Annotated in this window: 21 protein-coding genes and 1 pseudogene; 4 read left to right on the forward strand and 18 right to left on the reverse strand. The window is 36.8% G+C overall.

The window, feature by feature from the left end; translation table 11 throughout:
• Position 1 precedes the first annotated feature (1 nt).
• Both MHI18_RS01745 and MHI18_RS01750 read left to right on the forward strand, forming a co-directional pair.
• Entirely contained in the window at positions 2-220 is a 219-nt protein-coding gene (locus MHI18_RS01745) for a DUF3006 domain-containing protein (protein WP_340845695.1), read from the forward strand.
• A 147-nt stretch (positions 221-367) separates the two neighbouring features.
• Entirely contained in the window at positions 368-685 is a 318-nt protein-coding gene (locus MHI18_RS01750) for an excalibur calcium-binding domain-containing protein (RefSeq protein ID WP_340845697.1), read from the forward strand.
• 180 nt (positions 686-865) lie between these two features.
• On the opposite strand, the gene MHI18_RS22110 is transcribed toward MHI18_RS01750, so the two are convergent.
• From MHI18_RS22110 to MHI18_RS01805, 13 genes are all read right to left on the reverse strand, one after another.
• Positions 866-1,069 (reverse strand): VanZ family protein, encoded by a 204-nt coding sequence (locus MHI18_RS22110; RefSeq protein WP_445669976.1) that lies wholly within the window; start codon positions 1,067-1,069, stop codon positions 866-868.
• Positions 1,062-1,361, reverse strand: a complete 300-nt coding sequence (locus tag MHI18_RS22115; protein WP_445669977.1) for a VanZ family protein — start codon at positions 1,359-1,361, stop codon at positions 1,062-1,064. Before MHI18_RS22115 ends, MHI18_RS22110 begins: the two co-directional genes overlap by 8 nt.
• Before the next feature lie 127 nt (positions 1,362-1,488).
• A complete protein-coding gene (locus tag MHI18_RS01755) occupies positions 1,489-2,259 on the reverse strand; it encodes a ketopantoate reductase family protein (protein WP_340845698.1) in 771 nt (256 codons plus the stop codon).
• Between the two features lie 261 nt (positions 2,260-2,520).
• Positions 2,521-3,015 carry a CDI toxin immunity protein gene (locus tag MHI18_RS01760; protein WP_340845699.1) on the reverse strand — a complete coding sequence of 165 codons (495 nt, stop codon included), beginning with the start codon at positions 3,013-3,015 and terminating at the stop codon, positions 2,521-2,523.
• A gap of 230 nt (positions 3,016-3,245) precedes the next feature.
• Positions 3,246-3,503 carry a hypothetical protein gene (locus MHI18_RS01765; protein WP_340845700.1) on the reverse strand — a complete coding sequence of 86 codons (258 nt, stop codon included), beginning with the start codon at positions 3,501-3,503 and terminating at the stop codon, positions 3,246-3,248.
• Positions 3,504-3,643: 140 nt separating this feature from the next.
• Positions 3,644-3,973: a hypothetical protein gene (locus MHI18_RS01770; RefSeq protein WP_340845701.1), complete on the reverse strand. Its 330-nt coding sequence runs from the start codon at positions 3,971-3,973 to the stop codon at positions 3,644-3,646.
• A 518-nt stretch (positions 3,974-4,491) separates the two neighbouring features.
• Positions 4,492-5,379: a carbohydrate ABC transporter permease gene (locus MHI18_RS01775; protein WP_340845702.1), complete on the reverse strand. Its 888-nt coding sequence runs from the start codon at positions 5,377-5,379 to the stop codon at positions 4,492-4,494.
• Between the two features lie 17 nt (positions 5,380-5,396).
• Entirely contained in the window at positions 5,397-6,293 is an 897-nt protein-coding gene (locus tag MHI18_RS01780) for a carbohydrate ABC transporter permease (protein WP_340845703.1), read from the reverse strand.
• 72 nt (positions 6,294-6,365) lie between these two features.
• The gene (locus tag MHI18_RS01785) at positions 6,366-7,649 is read right to left on the reverse strand and encodes an ABC transporter substrate-binding protein (protein ID WP_340845704.1); all 1,284 of its coding nucleotides are present in this window, start codon (positions 7,647-7,649) and stop codon (positions 6,366-6,368) included.
• A gap of 97 nt (positions 7,650-7,746) precedes the next feature.
• Entirely contained in the window at positions 7,747-9,156 is a 1,410-nt protein-coding gene (locus MHI18_RS01790) for a family 43 glycosylhydrolase (RefSeq protein WP_340845705.1), read from the reverse strand.
• A 300-nt stretch (positions 9,157-9,456) separates the two neighbouring features.
• Positions 9,457-10,446 carry a LacI family DNA-binding transcriptional regulator gene (locus tag MHI18_RS01795; RefSeq protein ID WP_340845706.1) on the reverse strand — a complete coding sequence of 330 codons (990 nt, stop codon included), beginning with the start codon at positions 10,444-10,446 and terminating at the stop codon, positions 9,457-9,459.
• Between the two features lie 26 nt (positions 10,447-10,472).
• On the reverse strand, positions 10,473-11,111 hold the full coding sequence (locus tag MHI18_RS01800) for a YesL family protein (RefSeq protein ID WP_340845707.1): 639 nt from the start codon (positions 11,109-11,111) through the stop codon (positions 10,473-10,475).
• Positions 11,112-11,203: 92 nt separating this feature from the next.
• Complete coding sequence (locus MHI18_RS01805) at positions 11,204-11,830, reverse strand: TetR/AcrR family transcriptional regulator (protein ID WP_340845708.1); 627 nt, start codon at positions 11,828-11,830, stop codon at positions 11,204-11,206.
• A gap of 79 nt (positions 11,831-11,909) precedes the next feature.
• On the opposite strand from MHI18_RS01805, the gene MHI18_RS01810 reads away from it, so the two are divergent.
• On the forward strand, positions 11,910-13,049 hold the full coding sequence (locus MHI18_RS01810) for a YhgE/Pip domain-containing protein (protein WP_340845709.1): 1,140 nt from the start codon (positions 11,910-11,912) through the stop codon (positions 13,047-13,049).
• Positions 13,050-13,358: 309 nt separating this feature from the next.
• Here the strand turns inward: MHI18_RS01810 and MHI18_RS01815 are convergent, their stop codons facing one another.
• Positions 13,359-13,553 carry a hypothetical protein gene (locus MHI18_RS01815; protein ID WP_340845710.1) on the reverse strand — a complete coding sequence of 65 codons (195 nt, stop codon included), beginning with the start codon at positions 13,551-13,553 and terminating at the stop codon, positions 13,359-13,361.
• A gap of 117 nt (positions 13,554-13,670) precedes the next feature.
• Between MHI18_RS01815 and MHI18_RS01820 the strand changes: the two genes are divergently transcribed.
• Positions 13,671-14,639, forward strand: a complete 969-nt coding sequence (locus tag MHI18_RS01820; protein ID WP_340845711.1) for an NAD(P)-dependent alcohol dehydrogenase — start codon at positions 13,671-13,673, stop codon at positions 14,637-14,639.
• A 179-nt stretch (positions 14,640-14,818) separates the two neighbouring features.
• Here MHI18_RS01820 and MHI18_RS01825 read toward each other — a convergent pair whose 3' ends face one another.
• From MHI18_RS01825 to MHI18_RS01840, 4 genes and pseudogenes are all read right to left on the reverse strand, one after another.
• The gene (locus tag MHI18_RS01825; RefSeq protein WP_340845712.1) at positions 14,819-15,208 is read right to left on the reverse strand and encodes a VOC family protein; all 390 of its coding nucleotides are present in this window, start codon (positions 15,206-15,208) and stop codon (positions 14,819-14,821) included.
• Between the two features lie 525 nt (positions 15,209-15,733).
• Complete coding sequence (locus MHI18_RS01830; RefSeq protein ID WP_340845713.1) at positions 15,734-16,267, reverse strand: hypothetical protein; 534 nt, start codon at positions 16,265-16,267, stop codon at positions 15,734-15,736.
• A gap of 348 nt (positions 16,268-16,615) precedes the next feature.
• Positions 16,616-17,449: pseudogene (locus MHI18_RS01835) on the reverse strand (IS3 family transposase); the annotation flags it as partial.
• On the reverse strand, positions 17,443-18,006 hold the full coding sequence (locus MHI18_RS01840; protein ID WP_340845714.1) for a helix-turn-helix domain-containing protein: 564 nt from the start codon (positions 18,004-18,006) through the stop codon (positions 17,443-17,445). The pseudogene MHI18_RS01835 and the gene MHI18_RS01840, both read right to left, overlap by 7 nt.
• Positions 18,007-18,035 lie beyond the last annotated feature (29 nt).

The raw sequence follows: 18,035 nt of genomic DNA on the forward strand, positions 1-18,035 counted from the left end.
GATGATTCAAGGAATTGTTGATCGCTTTGAAGGAACTATTGCTGTGGTTGAAATAGACGGGAAGGAAATGCAAAACTTTCCGAAAAAATCGTTACCTAAAGGGGTTAAAGTCGGAGACATGTTGCTTATCGATGGCAACAATATCACGATTTCTAAAGAAGGAACGGAAAAGTTAAGAAAAGAGATTGAAGATCTCATGGATGAATTATTTGAGGATTGATAATTAGCTCCTACTCAATTGAGGGGAGTTCTTTTTATGTATTTGGATTAAGGTTCAATTTTTATTTTTTTAATAGTAAAAAAAGCCTACTTTATACCCTATTTATGTTAATATATGTATAATTAGACATATAGAGGGGGAGTAATTATGAAAAAAATAATTTCGTTACTAGCCGCATTCATCCTTATTACTACTGGAATTGTTACAACAGTAACAACAGTACCAAAACAAGTAGATGCAGCAAGTGGTGTTTATAAAAATTGCACAGCGTTTAACAAGCAGTATAAAAAGGGTGTTGCAAAGTCTGCTAATACAAAAAATAAAGTGATTAGCAGAAAAACAAAAAAAATAACATATAAAGCAGTGTCAAAGGGTACTAAGGTTTCCTCAAAAATCTATAAAAATGCAATGAAATATAATGATGATTTAGATCGTGATAAAGATGGGATTGCATGTGAAAGATAACCAGATTTAAACCATTATTAGATATGTCAAAAGTAGAAGAACCGAACTACTATGGTTCTTATTTTTTTATTGAGATATACATTAGCAGTCATAAATTACTATATAAGTGTAATCGTCTTCATAACCCCTAATTTGCAATAAATAGTATAGTAACTAAGATGATTATCGGCAACCCAACAATTAAGATAGTATAGATATTGCTTTTTTAATCTTCCTTTCGTTTTTGAAGATTTTCTCAGACATTTTATAAATCATTAACCCAATGAATCCTCCTGCAACATTTAAAATAACATCATCAATATCTGTTGCTCCTACAGTAAAGAAATATTGAACAACTTCAATAAATAAGATAACTAAGAAAATGTAAATTAGATTTTTATTGATAGATTTTGTTGTGTTTTTGGAGAATCAAATAGATGCCTGCTGGAATGAACATTAAAATGTTTCCCCAAATATTCATATCAATAATTCTTGTCCCACCAATTCCGTTATCAACTATGATAAAATTTTTTATGGAATGAAACGGTATTAAATTTACACTTCTGATGCTATCTCTACCTATGAACACTGTATAGGTTAATAATAGTAGGTAAAAAAGTAAAATAGTTAGTACGGGATAGTTAAGATTTTCTTCATCATGTAATCGACCTTTCGTTTTAAAGAATGTTTCAAGTATAAATGAGAAATCTTAAGTAATTGTAAGGATAATTCTTAAGAAATTCTTAAATTTCATCTAATCTGTTTTTCTGAGTTTATCCTGAATCTTATTTAATCGCTAACCCGTTAATTTATTTGCATACCTTTTATCTGTTTTTTTCTTGTGGTGCGATATCATTTTCACTTAAAAACTTCAATAAATCATTCCTCAGTTGCACTATTTCATTGTTTGCATTACTCCCATAATCCGAAAGCATCATATCCTTCACCATTTTAGTACGCAGCCATATCATAAAGAAAAAATCCAAAATGATATCCGGACATTTTAGCAGCATTTTAAATGCAGATGGATTAATCACAACATCAGCTTCTTGTATTGCGCTTAAATACGTTTTTAAAGTGACTGTTATTTGGTGTGCCATTTTTCTGGTTCTAACTGTTTTTGCATCAATTAGTTTATTTTCAGCATATAAAACGCTAAGCATGGCAATGTCCGATACTGAATGTGTAATTAGATACGCTTTCATATTCTTATTCATTGTATAGGGAAGTTTGACTGTATTTAATAAGTTTGCTATGTTTTCTACACGTTCTGTCACTACACCACTAATTTCTCCAAACACTGTAGCCGCTAGAATCTTTGGTGGAAATCGAGCATACAAAATTCCATTTTTAATCTGCCCGCCAGCACCCGGAAAAGCTGGTAAAAGTTTATCTCCAACAATATCTACCCATGAATAAAATCCATTTGATTTACTAATCATTGTAACAATATTTTTACTTTGATTGTCTTTTAGTGCTACTAACGCTGATTCAGACTGATTGTATCGAACTGTAACGAAAATTAAATCATAGACATCATCATCTTCAAGCGTATCAATGACATTTACTTTAATAGATTTAGCCTCCCCTTTCACATGATACTGCAGGCCATTTTCTTTTAATGTTTTAAATCTATTAGAACGTGCAAAACATCAGCCCCTGCTTCAATGAATTTGATTACGTATGCACTTCCTATCACACCTGCACCAAAAATTAAAATTCTATTTTGTTTTATTGATATAAAAATCTCTCCTTTTTTTTGCGGATTGCAAGTGTTGTCTTGCCAAATAGCATGATGAAAAGCTTTTTACGCTATAAATTCAGCAATCTTCACATTCTTACGTTGGTTGTAGACATTATTTCTTCCATCCTACTGCTATATCATTGGAGGGGAATTCAATAACCAATTTTAATTGAGGGGAATAAATATATCTCTCCCAATTTCTAACTTCTTCAACTCTGTGAATTATTTTAATTAGGTTTGTTTTAATGACATGTTGAAAGTTAAGGTCAATAATATAACATATTTCATTATTTACTTTATGATTTTTCATTACTAGTTCTGCTAATGCACTTTCATAGTCAATAAAGTTAGAAAAGATAGTTTTGTAAAACATATGTGTCCATTCGATTCCATTATAACAAAATGGAAATTCCCTAAATAATTCATCTATGATTTTTTTTGACTCTTCTTTTGATAAAATTTCTACTTCCTCCCCAGAATCAGTATTCGGGAATAAAGAATTAACTTCCTCTAAGATAATTTCGTAGTCTCTTTTTTCATCTTCTTCGATTCCTTTTTGTTTTTGCTTGTCTAGCAATTCTTTTAATCGTTCCTTTTTATCCTTCACTATACTCATCCTAACTATTTATTTGAGCGATCCTATTTATTCCACTTTTCAACACCCATCTTCTTTACCTAGACAGTGGAATTTTTATTAAATAATACCATAAAAGTGGAATTAAACCCTTTTGTCTGACTAGCAACACACCTTACGAAAATAGCCTAAATTAAATCGCTATTGAATTATACTCAGATTACATTGAACTAAGGAGAGACAGCTTAATTCTCTACCTATTCTTATAGGTTATAAGGTAGAAGATTGGGATTCATTACGATTGTAATAATACATATAGCTAACAGAATTGAACCAAATGATAGATACATTAACAATCCATTCTCCTCTTTAAAGAATGCTACACACGCAAAAAACAATCCGACTCCATAAATAGCACTGCCATAAAAAAAGCAGTCAATAGTTGTCATATATGGCAGAAATGGATTTAAAATTTGAATCATTAGCAACAAACCAATTACAGTTAAAGTGATTGATAACATACTATACTTTTTATCCAAATTATCTTCCCCATTCTTTTATGTTCCGCTTTACCCATCTCTACTATAAAGTTTGTAATGAATAGAATGATAGAAAGTAAATTGTTTTATCATTAAATACTGATTTTACTTTCCTCTTTAGATTAGGCAAGTTGTTGTGGTTTCTTCTTTTTAAATAGACCAACAAGCAAAATAACAAGACCAGTTATAAAGATAGTAGGAAAAAATAAAGCGATCAACGCTACCGCCGCAAATCCATCTTTTACAATTACCGCAATAGAAATAGCTAAAGACCATGATAGTATTGGAGCAAATATAATCATGGTTGTTATCCCCCAAAGAATCATTTTCACTTTATATGTCTTACCCTTGCATAAGTATAAAACTAGGGGTGTAAACCCAGCTATGATTAACCCACATATAATTAGTAGTTGTGCAGCCACCATCATAAGCGTAACCCCTTTCATGTTCATCCCTAAGATTGTTTTCTTTCTCTTCGCAAAACGTTGTGGAAGCTAAGAAGGAATCGGTGAAATCGTAGTTTTGAATCACTTTTGACTGAACCCGATTCTCAGTACTATAAGGCTTAGGTTCGTGGAGAAGTTTTATCTCGATTTATTTCATACTCATCCCATATTTGCATGCAGTACCTCCTTTTATCCGTTAAACGTATAATACCAATAAATCCCACCTATTTCCCAGTGTTTAATTAGAAATTATTCACAAAAGAAAACACAAAACAAATAAATTGCTGACAGCTAGTTGGAAAGGACACGTTACCAGATACAAAAACTACCTTGCCCGAATACGGTTCAAACACACTTAACACCAATGTAATTGAATTTAGTGATTGGGTATTTAGTGAGGTAATAACCTTTAATTCATTCTTCTAACAGTGAATTTCATAACAAATATCTTTTATGAAACAAAAACAAGGCATCGGAACCTAGTCCAATGCCTTTCACTATCCTATCTATTAGCTGTGACCGTATCATCCTTTAAGCCCTGACATGGTAATCCCTTGCACAAAGTACTTTTGTCCAATAAAGAACAGGATGAGTAAGGGAATGACTGTGATTAATGATACGGCCATTAGCATTTGAACTTGAGAGGAGCCATATGAATTTTGGAAGAATTGTAACCCAATCGCGAGGGTGAAGTTTTCGTCGCTGTTTAGGTAAATCAACGGACTCATAAAGTCATTCCAGTGAAAAGCGACCGATAAAACGGCGACGGTTATTAAGGCTGGTGCGATGGCTGGTACCAATATCTTATAGAAGATTTGGAATGTATTCGCGCCGTCAATTAACGCAGCTTCGTCTAACTCTTTAGGTATCGTTTTAAAGAATTGTCTTAGGAGAAAAATGTTGAACGCTCCCCCGCCAAAAAATGACGGCACAATCAGCGGTGCTAGTGTATCCAGCCACCCAATTTTAGAGAACAAAATATAGGTAGGAATTAAAAGGACTTGGTTAGGGAGCATCATGGTTCCAAGTACGATGGCAAAGAGCAATCCACTATATCGAGATCTGAATCTAGCAAACCCATACGCAACAACCGCTGCAGACATGACGGTACCTAGAACAGCTAAAGTAGTTACGACCACTGTATTCCACGTATACCTGGTAAAATCAGCATATTGCCAGCCTTCTATAAAATTATCCCAGGTGATGGTTTTCGGTATCAACTTTGGAGGAATTGTATAGACCTCTGTCGGCAATTTAAGAGCGGTTGCTACCATCCACAAAAATGGAAAAGCGAATACTGCCGCTAACACGACTAATAGTACATAATTAATGATTCTAGTAGCTATTTCCATTTTTCCTTTTTTGGCTTTGTATTTAATGGTTGGGTTTTGTATGTTCACCTGTCCCTGCATGTTTCCACCTCCAAAAGTTAATTATCATAATACACCCAATGCTTAGAAGTACGGTTTACAATGAGCGTTAAAATCATAATGATCGAGAATAAAATCCATGCCATGGTTGACGCATAGCCCATTTCACCATATTTGAATGCATGGTTGTAGATATGCATCATGATGGTGTATGTAGCATAGTTAGGACCGCCTTCAGTCAATACATAGGGCTGCGTAAAGATTTGAAACCCATTGATGACGCCGATGACTAAATTAAAAAATAATGTCGGTGTTAACATCGGAAGGGTAATACTAGTAAACTTTACCAATCGATTGGCCCCATCCATCTCTGCACTTTCATATAATTGTTGTGGGATGTCCTGTAATCCCGCAAGTGTGATGATAATGGTGTTCCCGATTGACCAGGACGTCATAATGATGATCGCCGGCATCGCCCATTTCTCATCGCTTAACCAATTGATTCCTTCTATTCCGAAAAACGAAAGAGCGTAATTTATGAGACCGTATTGCGCGTTAAAAATCCATCCCCATAATAACGTCACCGCAACCCCTGCCGTGATAAACGGCACATAAAAAGCGGTTCGGAAAATGGCCATTCCTTTGATATTTTTTTGATTAAGCAGAATGGCAATTATAATCGAAAGGATTAAACTTAATGGAACTGAAACGGCAACAAAATAGAGTGTATTCAGCATCGATTTATAGAAAAGCGGATCTTGACTAAACGCCTTTTTAAAATTTTCTAAGCCGACAAATTCACCGCTGCCTGTCATATCCGCATTGGTAAAGACCAAGATGATTGAATATACGACTGGGTACAAGGTGAAAATCAAAAAGCCTATTATCCATGGTGATATGTACATAAAAAATTGCCTAGATTCCCTTTTTTCCAAACTACTATAATTCTTTTTCATACCATCACCTCTTATTGTATGGATTAAAAAAGGCAGGTGAGGAATGTAACCTTTCCTCACCTTTACAACTCGTTATTTTTGATGAACTTCATCAAGCGCTTTTTGTATTTTTGGTGCATATTTTTCAACAGCCTCTTTTGCTGAACTTTTCTCCGTGGTTATTTCCTCCATCAATTGTTCAAATACGTCTGTCGCTTTATTTAATGCACCGCCCCAAGGAGCCTGCACGGCATCTTCAAGTCCGGACATATAGTCAGTCTGTTTGATATCGGTATTGGGAATCTTCATTTCTGCAAAAGTAGTCTCAGCCGATTCTTTTAAGGCAGGGATCCCAACTTTCGCATAAATATCATTTACCTCTTTATCCATTGAGATTGTCTTGATATATTCCCAAGCAAGCTCCTTATTCTTTGAATCTTTATTCATAGCAAAACCCGTTTGGAATTTGATATTGACACTTTTCCCATTCGGATCTTTAGGAGGTAACACAACTCCCCATTCAAAGTTCTTGCCTACCTTTTTGGCTATATCACCGGCTTCAAATAATCCTAGTGGATACATCGCTGCTTTTTGAGAGACAAACATCGCGTCCGTAGGAATACTATTCGAAGCAGCATCATCAGGCAGTACTTTTTTGCTCACTAGCTTTTCAATTAGCTCCAATGATTTGATCGTTTTTGGATCATCTATAGTCTGCTTCGTCCAATCACTGTTATAGGGACCTCCGCCATAGTAGTAGGTAGCAAAACGATTTTGAACCCAATGGGAAACCATCCCATAGGTTCTGTCGCCTCCAGATCCTGAAGATACCTTTTCAGCGATATCAGCGAAATCATCCCAGGTCCAGTCCTCGGTTGGATAAGGAACTCCGGCTTTGTCGAAAATGCTTTTATTGTATGCCATTAAAAACGTGGATTGCGTGGTCGGCATCCCTTCCCGGTTGCCATCAGGCGTTACATACCCATCGTCCGCCCCTGGGGTGAAATCTGCCACATCGATCTTATCCTTTTCTAAATAGGGAGTTAAATCTTCCAGCCATTTTGACCGAAGCCCTTTCCAGTCAGGAGACATCATAATCACATCCGCAGCATTCCCTGCCGCTAGTGCTGCATCAAGCTTCTGGTCCACACTATCTGCCGGAAGCCATATTTCTTTCACTTTTACGTCAGGATACATTTTTTTAAATACTTTTGTCGCATCCTTCCGAGCTTGTAATTCTTCTCCGCCACCCCATCCCATAATCGTGATTTCACCAGAATTCTTACCCCCATCTTCTTTATTACTGCTTTCACTTGAACAAGCTGTGATAAGAAATAGACATAAACTAGCAAACAATAGCGTTACAAGTTTTTTCATACAGTTTCTCTCCCTTGTTCTATAATTTCAATAACGGCTGCTATACTAAACTCGCAATCTGCCTTGTACTTTCACAAGTCTGATAATTCTGATATTTTTATTCCAGTGTAAACGAAGCTAGATTGGCTCTGCCTTTTCCTGCATACGTAAAATAGAGTGATTGTACCCCATCAGGGATTTCTATATCAGATGCATACTCGGTCCAGACACTCGTATAATTCACTGGGATGCTCGCAAGTACCGGACCATTCCATGATGTTTTCACGTCAAATGTACCGTTACAGTAACCTCTCACCTTGATACTGATACTTTGGATTCCCTGACAATCAAAATATTTAAATCCAGCTGTTGCAGAGTCTGTCATATTAGCAATGTACCCTGTTTCTTCATCCCCATCTTTTCCATCTTGCGTTATTTTCGGAAATTGGGTATCCATCCATAAATCACCTGTGTACATGGCTTCATCGCGACAGAAAAGATTACAGGCAATATACGCAGGGTATTCTCCGCGTCCAGTAAGTGGTCCGTCATTCGAACCACAAGAGGTCATCTCTACCTGTGGAATGGTACCATCATCTAGAAGCTCAATTTTTTCTACACAGCCTTGTCGACTGAAATTCGAACCATTCGTATGTCTATGATAAAAAATGTACCAGTCATCGTTGATCTCCACGATACTTCCATGATTATTCCCGCCGTAAAACATCGGCTTTTCTGCTGGTTTATACGTTTCGATATGCAAGTCGTTATTGCTGACAATAACGCCTCCATAGACAAAATCCTTCGTAGGATGTTTGCTCGTGGCATAACATAGTTCATGCATAACGATAGAAGAGTAGACAAAATAATACGTATCGCCTTTTTTCCTGATTGACGGAGCCTCAAAGAAGGCATGTCCCTCAAAACTACTCCCCGCACTATAGGGTTCACTCGGTGCCACAAACACCGGTGCTTCCACAATCGTCAGCATGTCCGGTCCGAGAACCGTTGCCATCGCCCCGCTTCTTGATTGATCACCTTTCCCACAAAAGCCAGTATATAAGTAGGTTTGATCACCTTCTGTCAATACACCAGGGTCAAACTGAGGTTCGTCCCCCTCTTTTTCGCCTAGTCGAACTCCATCTGCATAGTGGACATACCCATAAAATTCATACTTTCCTGCCGGCGTATCACAGACAGCCACTGAAACAACAGCGACTTTGTCCAGCACATAATACAAATAATACCGTCCATCTGGTCCAACTGTGACGTCAGGTGCATATAAACACATATTTCCAGCTTCATTGAGTGGATCAGCTGTCTTTTTATAAATGACCCCTTCGTATCGCCAATCGCCCATGTCATCTACGGGTGCTGACCAGCATACATAATCATTTAAACAATACGCTTGCCCATTAAAGCGATCGTGGGAGCCGTATACATAGACTCGATCATGAAAGACATACGGCTCTCCGTCTGGTATGTATTCCCATGATGGCAGGTATGGATTAACTCCTTGCTTTTTCATCACTCACTCTCCTCCATTTCTAACGCATGCGTTTGTAGGATGTTTCAACATCCTTCCATCGTTCCGTGTTCGTACACGAAAAAGCCACTATGTCTTCATTTTGACCCTTCTTTCGCCTAACGACCTGCGTGCCTCCGTACCGTGTTCGTACACGATTTAAGCGCTTACATTTTGTTAACACGAACTATATTCGAAGACGATCCTGCCCCTTACAAATCATGAGTTTATACTAACATTCTTACTAAACACGGGTCAACCATTATTTGGAATTTTCTAACTACTTTTTTTAGTCAGTAGTAATCAAATTGAATCACCTTTAATCATCTCATAATCTAGCAAAGGCGTTGGGATAAATTCACGATGTTCAATTCTGTTAATGATGCTTTCTATAGCCTTCGTGCCCAGTTCATTAATGGGATATTTCACCGTTGTTAATCGAGGGGAAACATATTTTAGCATTTCGATATCATCAAAACCCATTACGCCAACATCCTCTGGAATTCTTACCCCTTGTTTTTTTAGAAAATTCATTACTTCTAATGCATAGAGATCAGTTGAACAGATAATAGCGGCTTTTTCATGACTAAAAATGATCTCTTCCAACTCGTTAAGATAGTCTCGATTTTTTACAATATACGGTTTAGTCGTTATCTTATTATTCTTTAGCCCTTCTAAAAATCCAGCAAGCCTCTCTTCTTGCGTATAAATATTTGTTTGCCCCAAATAAGTAAGCGGCGGACTAATATAAATGAATGTTTGATAATGATTTTGACGAACGATATATTCCGTAGCTTCCCTCATGGCTTGACGTTCGCGAACCCCGATGAATTCCCACTTATCAGAAACAAAATTCAAAATGGTAATGATCGGGATTGTCAGCGTACTTAAGTAAGACTCAAATTGCTCTCCCTTATTCACCGTTAACAAGATAATACCATCCACTTTTCGATTCACTAAGTGTTCAATACAGTCAATTTCATCTTTCTTATTTTTATCTGATAGAGTGATATAAACAAAATACCCTAGTTTTCTAGCTTTGACCTCAATGGCATTTAATAATTGGGCAAACGATTGGTTATATAAATCAAACAAGACAACCCCAATCGTATTTGTTTTTCCCATTACTAGACCTCTCGCTGTATAATCCGGTTGGTAATTCATTTCTTCGGCCACTTTGAGGATCTTTTTTTTAGTCTCTTCGCTAATTCCTAATCGATTATTCAGTGCTCGATCCACTGTTCCCGCTGACACGCCACAAGCATTCGCAATATCTTTGATTTTCACCTTCATCGTCACTCACCTCCTTCCAAGCCAACTTAACTTTGTACTTGATACTTACTTTGCTTTTTAGCGATTCGCTTAAAAGCAGTCGCTGCTCCAAACATGATGATGATGGAGATGACACTCATGCTAAAAAACGGAATAAACCCTGGAAGATAGGATATTACCATACAAAAAAATAAGAGCGCGGTCACGATTAAAAGGGTAGTGGGCAGATTTAGGAGCCCAATAAAAAACGCATATTTAAAATAGTGTAGAAATCTTAATTCAAAATGAACATAAACAGGAAAGAAATAGAGAAGGATGAGTAAATAACTACAGGTAATAATCAATAACGGAACACCCAAAACAGCTAGAAACATCCCCCCGATGGACAAAACAAGCTTTAGATCATAATACAAGAAAAAACCAGCTGCCACTAAAAAGAACCCATACAAATTAGCTGGAAGGAACTCCTTTTTATACGTTTGAAAAAACGTTTGAAAAATAGGAATATCCGTTTCCGACATAGTCCACTTTCTAACTACGGTAAACAAGGCGACCGTTGCGGGCATGATTCCAAAAAGAATAAGCCCAGCCACTGTAAAAAGGAGCCATACTAGATTGACGATGACAATTTTCGCAATCCACTCACATACATTGTAAGCTTTACTAGTTAAACGATCGATTTGCACATCGCTCACCTCCCCTAAAACATTTTTTACATATATTATCATTTCTACCATTCTAAAGATACTATAACTTCTTACTTTATTAAGGCGCCTTACTATTTCTTTTGAATATAGGAAATAATATCAATATATAATGCAGTCATTTCTTCGGGGGTTTTATCTAACCCATTCTGAACCCATTGCTCGATTAATCCTAAGAAGGCAGATGTGATAAAGGATAAAAAGTAATCCATAGGAACTGTGGCCTTGAAGCTTTCATTTTTCACTAAATTAACATGTACTTTTTCTGAAAAGGCATCTCTAAATCGAAGGTGAAATCCAGGTCTGCCATGATTGCTTAAAAAGATCTTGATTAGTGGAGAATGCATTTTAATCGAGCTAAATAAGGTAGCTGCTAATTGCTCTTGCCCTTTTTCAAACGTCTGAGTAGATGAATAGTGAGATTGCAATTCGTCAATATGATTGCCTAAATCCTCAAATAATTGCTGCTCTATTTGGTCTAGCAAATCGAACTTATCTGTATAGTGTAAATAAAAGGTCCCGCGATTAATTTGTGCTGTTTTCGTAATGTCGCCAACTGTAATCGAATCAAATGTCTTTTTTTCTAAAATACTCATAAACGATGTTTGAATGAGCTGTTTGGTTTTTCGGTTTTTTTCTGCATAAATGTTCAAAAAAATCACCTCCGTTGAAAATTGAACAATCTGTTCACTTTTGTTCATTGCTATTGCACTCTTAAAAATTATAAGATAAATGCAGGTTCTAAACAACATGTTGAACATTGAGAGAGGATGAACTGTATTGAGACTTTTTAAAGAAAAACTAGCATGGGCTGCTCCACTCGCTGTTATATTAATTATCGCTCTATTCTCGGTAAACCTATTCGCCCAAGGAAATCCGAAAGTAAAAAATTTACCCGTTGCACTGATCGTTAATGATGAAGGCGTACATGTAGACGCTGTCCAATCAGCCGTTAAACAAATGAGTAAAGGCACTGATGGTGAAGAACCTATGTTAGCTTTTACAAATGAAAAAGAAGAAAACATTGAAACTCTATTTGACGATAAAAAGTATTATGCAGCCCTAGTCATTCCTGTGGGCTATAACGAGAGTTTACAAAATGCTATGAAGAACAATACGTCCGCAACGTTAAACATTTATATTAACCAAGGATATAACATGACGGGTGCTAACTTTGCGAAAACCGCTTTAAACGGTTTAGTTACGCAATTAAACAATCAATATTCGACGAACTTCATCGCGCAATTGGATGGTCAACAAATTGATGCAGCAAAAGCAGCTGTACTCGTTAACCCCATCGTTTCCGAAGAAAAAATATTTAATGAAATTACAGCTTCTACGGCAAACGGCAGTGCTCCAACATTAATGGCCGTACCTGCTTGGGTAGGTGCATTAATCGGTGGTTTCATCCTATTTTTAGTAACCTCAAACATCTTTAAGAAGGAAAAGTTAACCCGTAAACAAACATTACGCATAATGGGTGGTCAAATCCTATTCGGTGTAATTATCGCCCTATTCTCTGGTTTTACCGTTGCGACATTAGCTTCTATCGCCGGTATTAATATGCCAAGTTACTTGTTAGTTGCCTTCTTCGTATCGTTTGCAGCATTCTGTTTCTTCCTATTAGTATCAGCGATTACGGCATGGATTGGTAAACCAGCCATCACGTTATTTATGGTTGTCATGCTGCTAGGTATGGGTGTACTCATGACCCCACAAGAAATGCTGCCCGGTTTCTTCGTAAACTTCATTCGGCCTTGGGTTCCGATTCGCTTTGCCTCTGAAGGGTTACGTGATATTTTCTACTTCGGAAGCGGCTTCTACACTGGCGGATCATTTATCACGATTGCAGGAATCGGTTTTGTCGGTTTAGTGATTTACCTGCTGTCTATTTTCAAACCAGAACCTAAAACTAAATAAGACAACACATAAGCATGAAAAGAGCCAACCAGACATGGTTGGCTTAGACTGTAGACAAACTCGGGTGAGATTTAAAATCGAGCTGTTGATTTTCATTCCAGGCGCTCCGCTTTCCGCGGGCGGTAAGCCTCCTCATCGCTTACGCTCTTGCGGGGTCTCACCTGTTCTGCTATTCCCGCAGGAGTCTTCACGCCAACGTTCCCATCAATTGACTTTCTAAACTTAAGGCTCTGTTAAAGGTTAATGTTAATATAAAAGAAAAAAACGAAGATCCGTTGATTTGATTGTCTTATAGAACTAACGCCCACGTTAGTTGAATAACATATTATTAAACGGCATAAATGATGCACGAGTCAATTCCTCGCTTTCAATAACAATAGCAATTAATCCAACATCCGTTTTAGTTTCGTGCCACTCATCTTTTGCCCAAAAAAGTGCATCTCTAGCCTCAACTTTAAAATATTCTTCTTTTTCATTTACGAACATATCACTCCTGTTGTTCAACTAACCTGCCCTTAGCTGCATAAAAAAGAGCAGATCATTGCTCTTGAATGAAACGGCTTCTATCACCTTGCTTTGATTACATTTAATCAATGAAATGAACAATTGGAGGCGGTTTTTATGAAGGCGATAGTTTGTGATAAATATGGTTCACCTGATGATCTTGAATTAAAAGAGGTAAAAAAACCTTTCCCTACCGAGAATCAAGTATTAGTTAAGGTTCATTCAGCATCTTTAAACTTTGGCAATTTAGTTCTTTTGAAAGGTAAGCCCTTCTTAGCCCGCTTTGCCTTTGGACTAACAAAACCAAAATACTCAATTCCAGGAGGCGACATAGCTGGCACAATTGAAGCTGTTGGGGAAAAAGTTAAGCTATTTAAAGTTGGTGACCAAGTATTTGGTGACCTCTCTGGATGTGGCTGGGGCGGTTTTTCTCAATATGTAACAGTCCCCGAAAATGCTTTAGCCTTAAAGCCAGTCAATTTCTCCTTTGAGGAAGCTGCTGCAACTCCTATGGCAGGTGTGACTGCCTTACAAGGGCTGCGTGATAAAGGGAAAATTAAAAAGGGGGATAACGTATTAATCTATGGGGCATCTGGAGGCGTTGGTACCTTTGCCGTGCAAATTGCTAAATCATTCGGAGCTGAAGTAACAGGTGTATGCAGTACACGAAACGTAGAAATATTACGTTCGATAGGAGCTGACCATATCATTGATTATACAAAAGAGGATTTCAATCAACATCAAGAACGTTATGATTTAGTTCTCGGCGTGAATGGTTCTAATTCCATTTCAACTTATAAACGCGTACTAAAACAAAATGGGCGATTTGTACACGTAGGAGGTTCCGAGTCTCAACTATATCAAACATTATTTCTTGGACCCTTTAGTTCAATGACTGGAAGCAAGAAAATAAGTAGCCTATTACAAAGAGCAAATCAAAAAGACTTAAATGATCTAAAAGAGTTGCTGGATATTGGAAAAGTAAAACCAATCATAGATAAACGCTTTAAGTTAAGTGAAATAACGGAAGCATTCAACTATTTCCAAGAAGGTCACGCTCAAGGTAAAGTGGTGATTACTTTATAATGAGTGCCCTGCTTCATCCATAAAAAACAGTCGGCAAATTAGAAACGCGATACTGAACTGTACCCCAATTGTTAACAATTGGAGGTATAGTTTTTTTATGGATTTTTGTTATTAAAGAAATCTGACCAGTTTCTTCAATAAGAAAAGAGCCAGTAATGGCAGCCTTTATCTTTGCCTACTTATAGATCTTTTTGATTAACATTTAGTTCAATCAAATTACCATCTGGGTCGGCACAGAAAATTTGTGCGAATCCACTTTTTCCGTATGGTTTTTCATGGATTTCAACTTCATTCTGTTTTAACCAATTAAGAGTATCATAGTAGTTCTCGACTCTAAGGGCAAAGTGACCTTCTCTGCTGGATATGCTTTTATCCTTACGAATTGTCTGTGAAGAGGGATCGACTATCAAGTGAAGTTGATGACCCTCTATTTCATACCAGGCACCTGGAAAATCAAAATCAGGACGCTGTATTTCTTTTAAACATAAAGTTTTACCATAGAATTCTTTTGCTCTTACCAAATCTGTCACAGTAAGACTTACATGATGGAGGCATTTATATTTAATCAAAACCTTCACTCCTTTTATTTTTAACTAATTTTTCCTTTATTTTAGCACTACTTCAACTAAACTGCCCAGATAGTTCCATAAAAAAAAGAGCTGGTATAAAGACAGCCCTGATCTACAGCTAACGCCCCTGTTAGTTTAAGTGAAAACTTTCATAATCAATTGGATAAAACAATGGTTATGAAATGAATTTAATTCATAACTTGGGATTAACATCCAACAATATATCATATAAGTTGAATTTTATATCATTATTATCCGCATTATATGCTTTCGCCATCGCATTCTCGATGCTCTCATATAAAGCGCTGGTAAGCTCGTTTTTGATGTTTCCTCTCTTTTAACTTGGAGCGGTACTATACCATTGTATCGGGAATAAGTGGATGTTGTAATGTTGTTGTGGCAATAAAATTGGAAAGATACAGAAATACAAACATAAAATAATGTTGACGTTTATATTCCTATATCTTGCTTACTAATCTGCATTCCTGTTGACGGTTGTTTGTAAAAGTTTGCATTAAACTTTTATCATAATCTAGCTTTATTAAGTAGTGATCGTTGGTCAATCTGATTTTGTGTAAATTCTTTTAGTGATGGTTCAGTTCCAAAAGGGAAAAGTTCCTTCAGTTCCTCTGTGTTATATTCCGCATAATTTTGTCTTCCCAATGTCTTATATCTTATTTCAAATTCTTCTTGGAATCCAGACATCTTTGTTTCCGAAGGTGACTGTTTCATGCCAGATATCCATGTTTCTAAGTCATTCATTCCTCTATCAATGATACCGCATAGATCTTCCAATGACAGAGTCAACTCCCTCAAACAATCCAGTCCATTATATAAAATAATTCCATTTTTCTTAGCTTTTTCAATAGTGTGTTCAAATCTGTAAAAACTCTCATTGTAATGAAATTCAACAAAGCAGCTAGTACGTTCCCAATTGAAATTGTAATTTTGAATCTTTAAACGTTTCATAACATCAGTAAGTTTTTCTTCATACAGCCTTTGCTCATTATTTGGCACCCATTTTAATAAATTTTTTGTAAGAAAATTTTTTTTGAGCATATCGTTCACCTTCCTTGTCTATTCGGCTAGTGTTTCGAGACAATGATCTTATAGTAATCATTTCTAGAAAGTGAACGAAATTCCTTTAATAATCGTTTTATATTTATCGACTATTTTTTCAATATATTGTAAATAAAAATGGTTTAATTGTCTATTAATCGCCTTGTTTAACTCTTGCACCCGTTAGTTGAACAAGAATATTTGCGTTAGAAATGTATCGAATCTACTTTTTAATGGCTCTGTTATATTTAAATGTTGATTTTTAGGTCAGTCTTTCCAATTATAATTTTTTATGAAATGGAAAAGACCCCAAGATTTGATGTGACCCCTAAAAGTTAGAGTTTTATATTACGCAGCCAATTGGTTGGTTTGAAGACGGTATTGTACCGGACTCATTCCAGCCAATTTCTGTTTAATGCGTTGGTTATTATAATAATAAATGTAGGACTCGATAGTCCGTTTCAGTTCCTCGTACGTGCGAAGTGGTTCACCATAATACATCTCTTGCTTTAATAATCCGAAGAAGTTCTCCATAGGCGAGTTATCTAAGCAGTTTCCCTTTCGGGACATGCTTTGGAACACGTTATGTTTTTTCAATGTATGGACCCATTTTCTATGCTGATAATGCCAGCCTTGATCTGAATGGATGGTCGTTCGGTATCTTGCCTCTTTTACTACTCGAAGAGTTTCCTTCAAAGGCTCTATTACAAAGTCCAGTGTCGGATGCATACTCATCCCATATGAAAGAATTTCACCATTATACATATCCAAAATCGGACTGAGGTAGAGTTTACCTCCATCCGCACACTTGAATTCTGTGATGTCGGTGGTGAGTTTTTGATAGGGAATAGGGGTCTTAAACCGGCGATGGATTCTGTTCTTCGCTACCGTGCCAATTGTTCCTTTGTACGAACTAAATCGACGTGATTTACGGGTGAACTTATCCCCTTTCAATCCAAGCTTTCTCATGATGCGTTGTACTTTCTTATGATTCACTAGGAGCCCCTGGTTCTTTAACGCTAAACGAATCCTGCGATACCCATAGTTGCCATTATGCTCTTCAAAAATAGCTTGAATGATTTCTTCTACTTCTTGATGAGGGTTTTCTTGCTTCATTTTTTTCACATGGTAATGATAAGAAGATTCGGGAATACCTATGAACTGAAGTACATCCTTCAGTCGGAATTCTTCTTTGAGTTCGTATGATAGCGCTGCTTGTGCTTTTCGAGATAACCGTCCGGATCCATCTGAAAAGCGCGCAACTTTTTTAGGTACTCGTTCTCCAAACGCAGAAGTTCATTTTCCCTTTTGAGTTTCTGTTCAACGGTCATCTCTTTTACAGGCTGTTTTCTTCTTTGATTGTTCTTCGCTTTGTCTGACATGGCTGGCCGTCCTTTCGGTTTAAGTAGGCCTTCCACACCACTCTCAAGGAGTTTTCCTTTCCACGAAGCAATCAAAGGTGGATTGGTTAACCCGAAGTGAAGAGCCGTTTCAGTGTAAGAAGTGCCTGTCCTTTTCATAAAGCTTAGTACATCAAGCTTGAATTGAACAGAATAAAATTCATTGGTTTTCTTTCTAGAAAGTCCAACTGCGCCTTGGTTCTTGTATATATTTACCCAATTTCTTAATTGCGTAGGTGATTTTATCTCGTATTTACGAACAAGTAGTTTGAAGCCAAGTGGACCATTCAGATACTCTCTCACAATCATCAACTTAAACTCATCGCTATATTTAGCCATACTAAAACACCCCAAAAGTTAGATTATGA

Origin of the sequence: Peribacillus sp. FSL H8-0477 (assembly GCF_038002765.1) — a bacterium.
GTDB lineage: Bacteria > Bacillota > Bacilli > Bacillales > DSM-1321 > Peribacillus.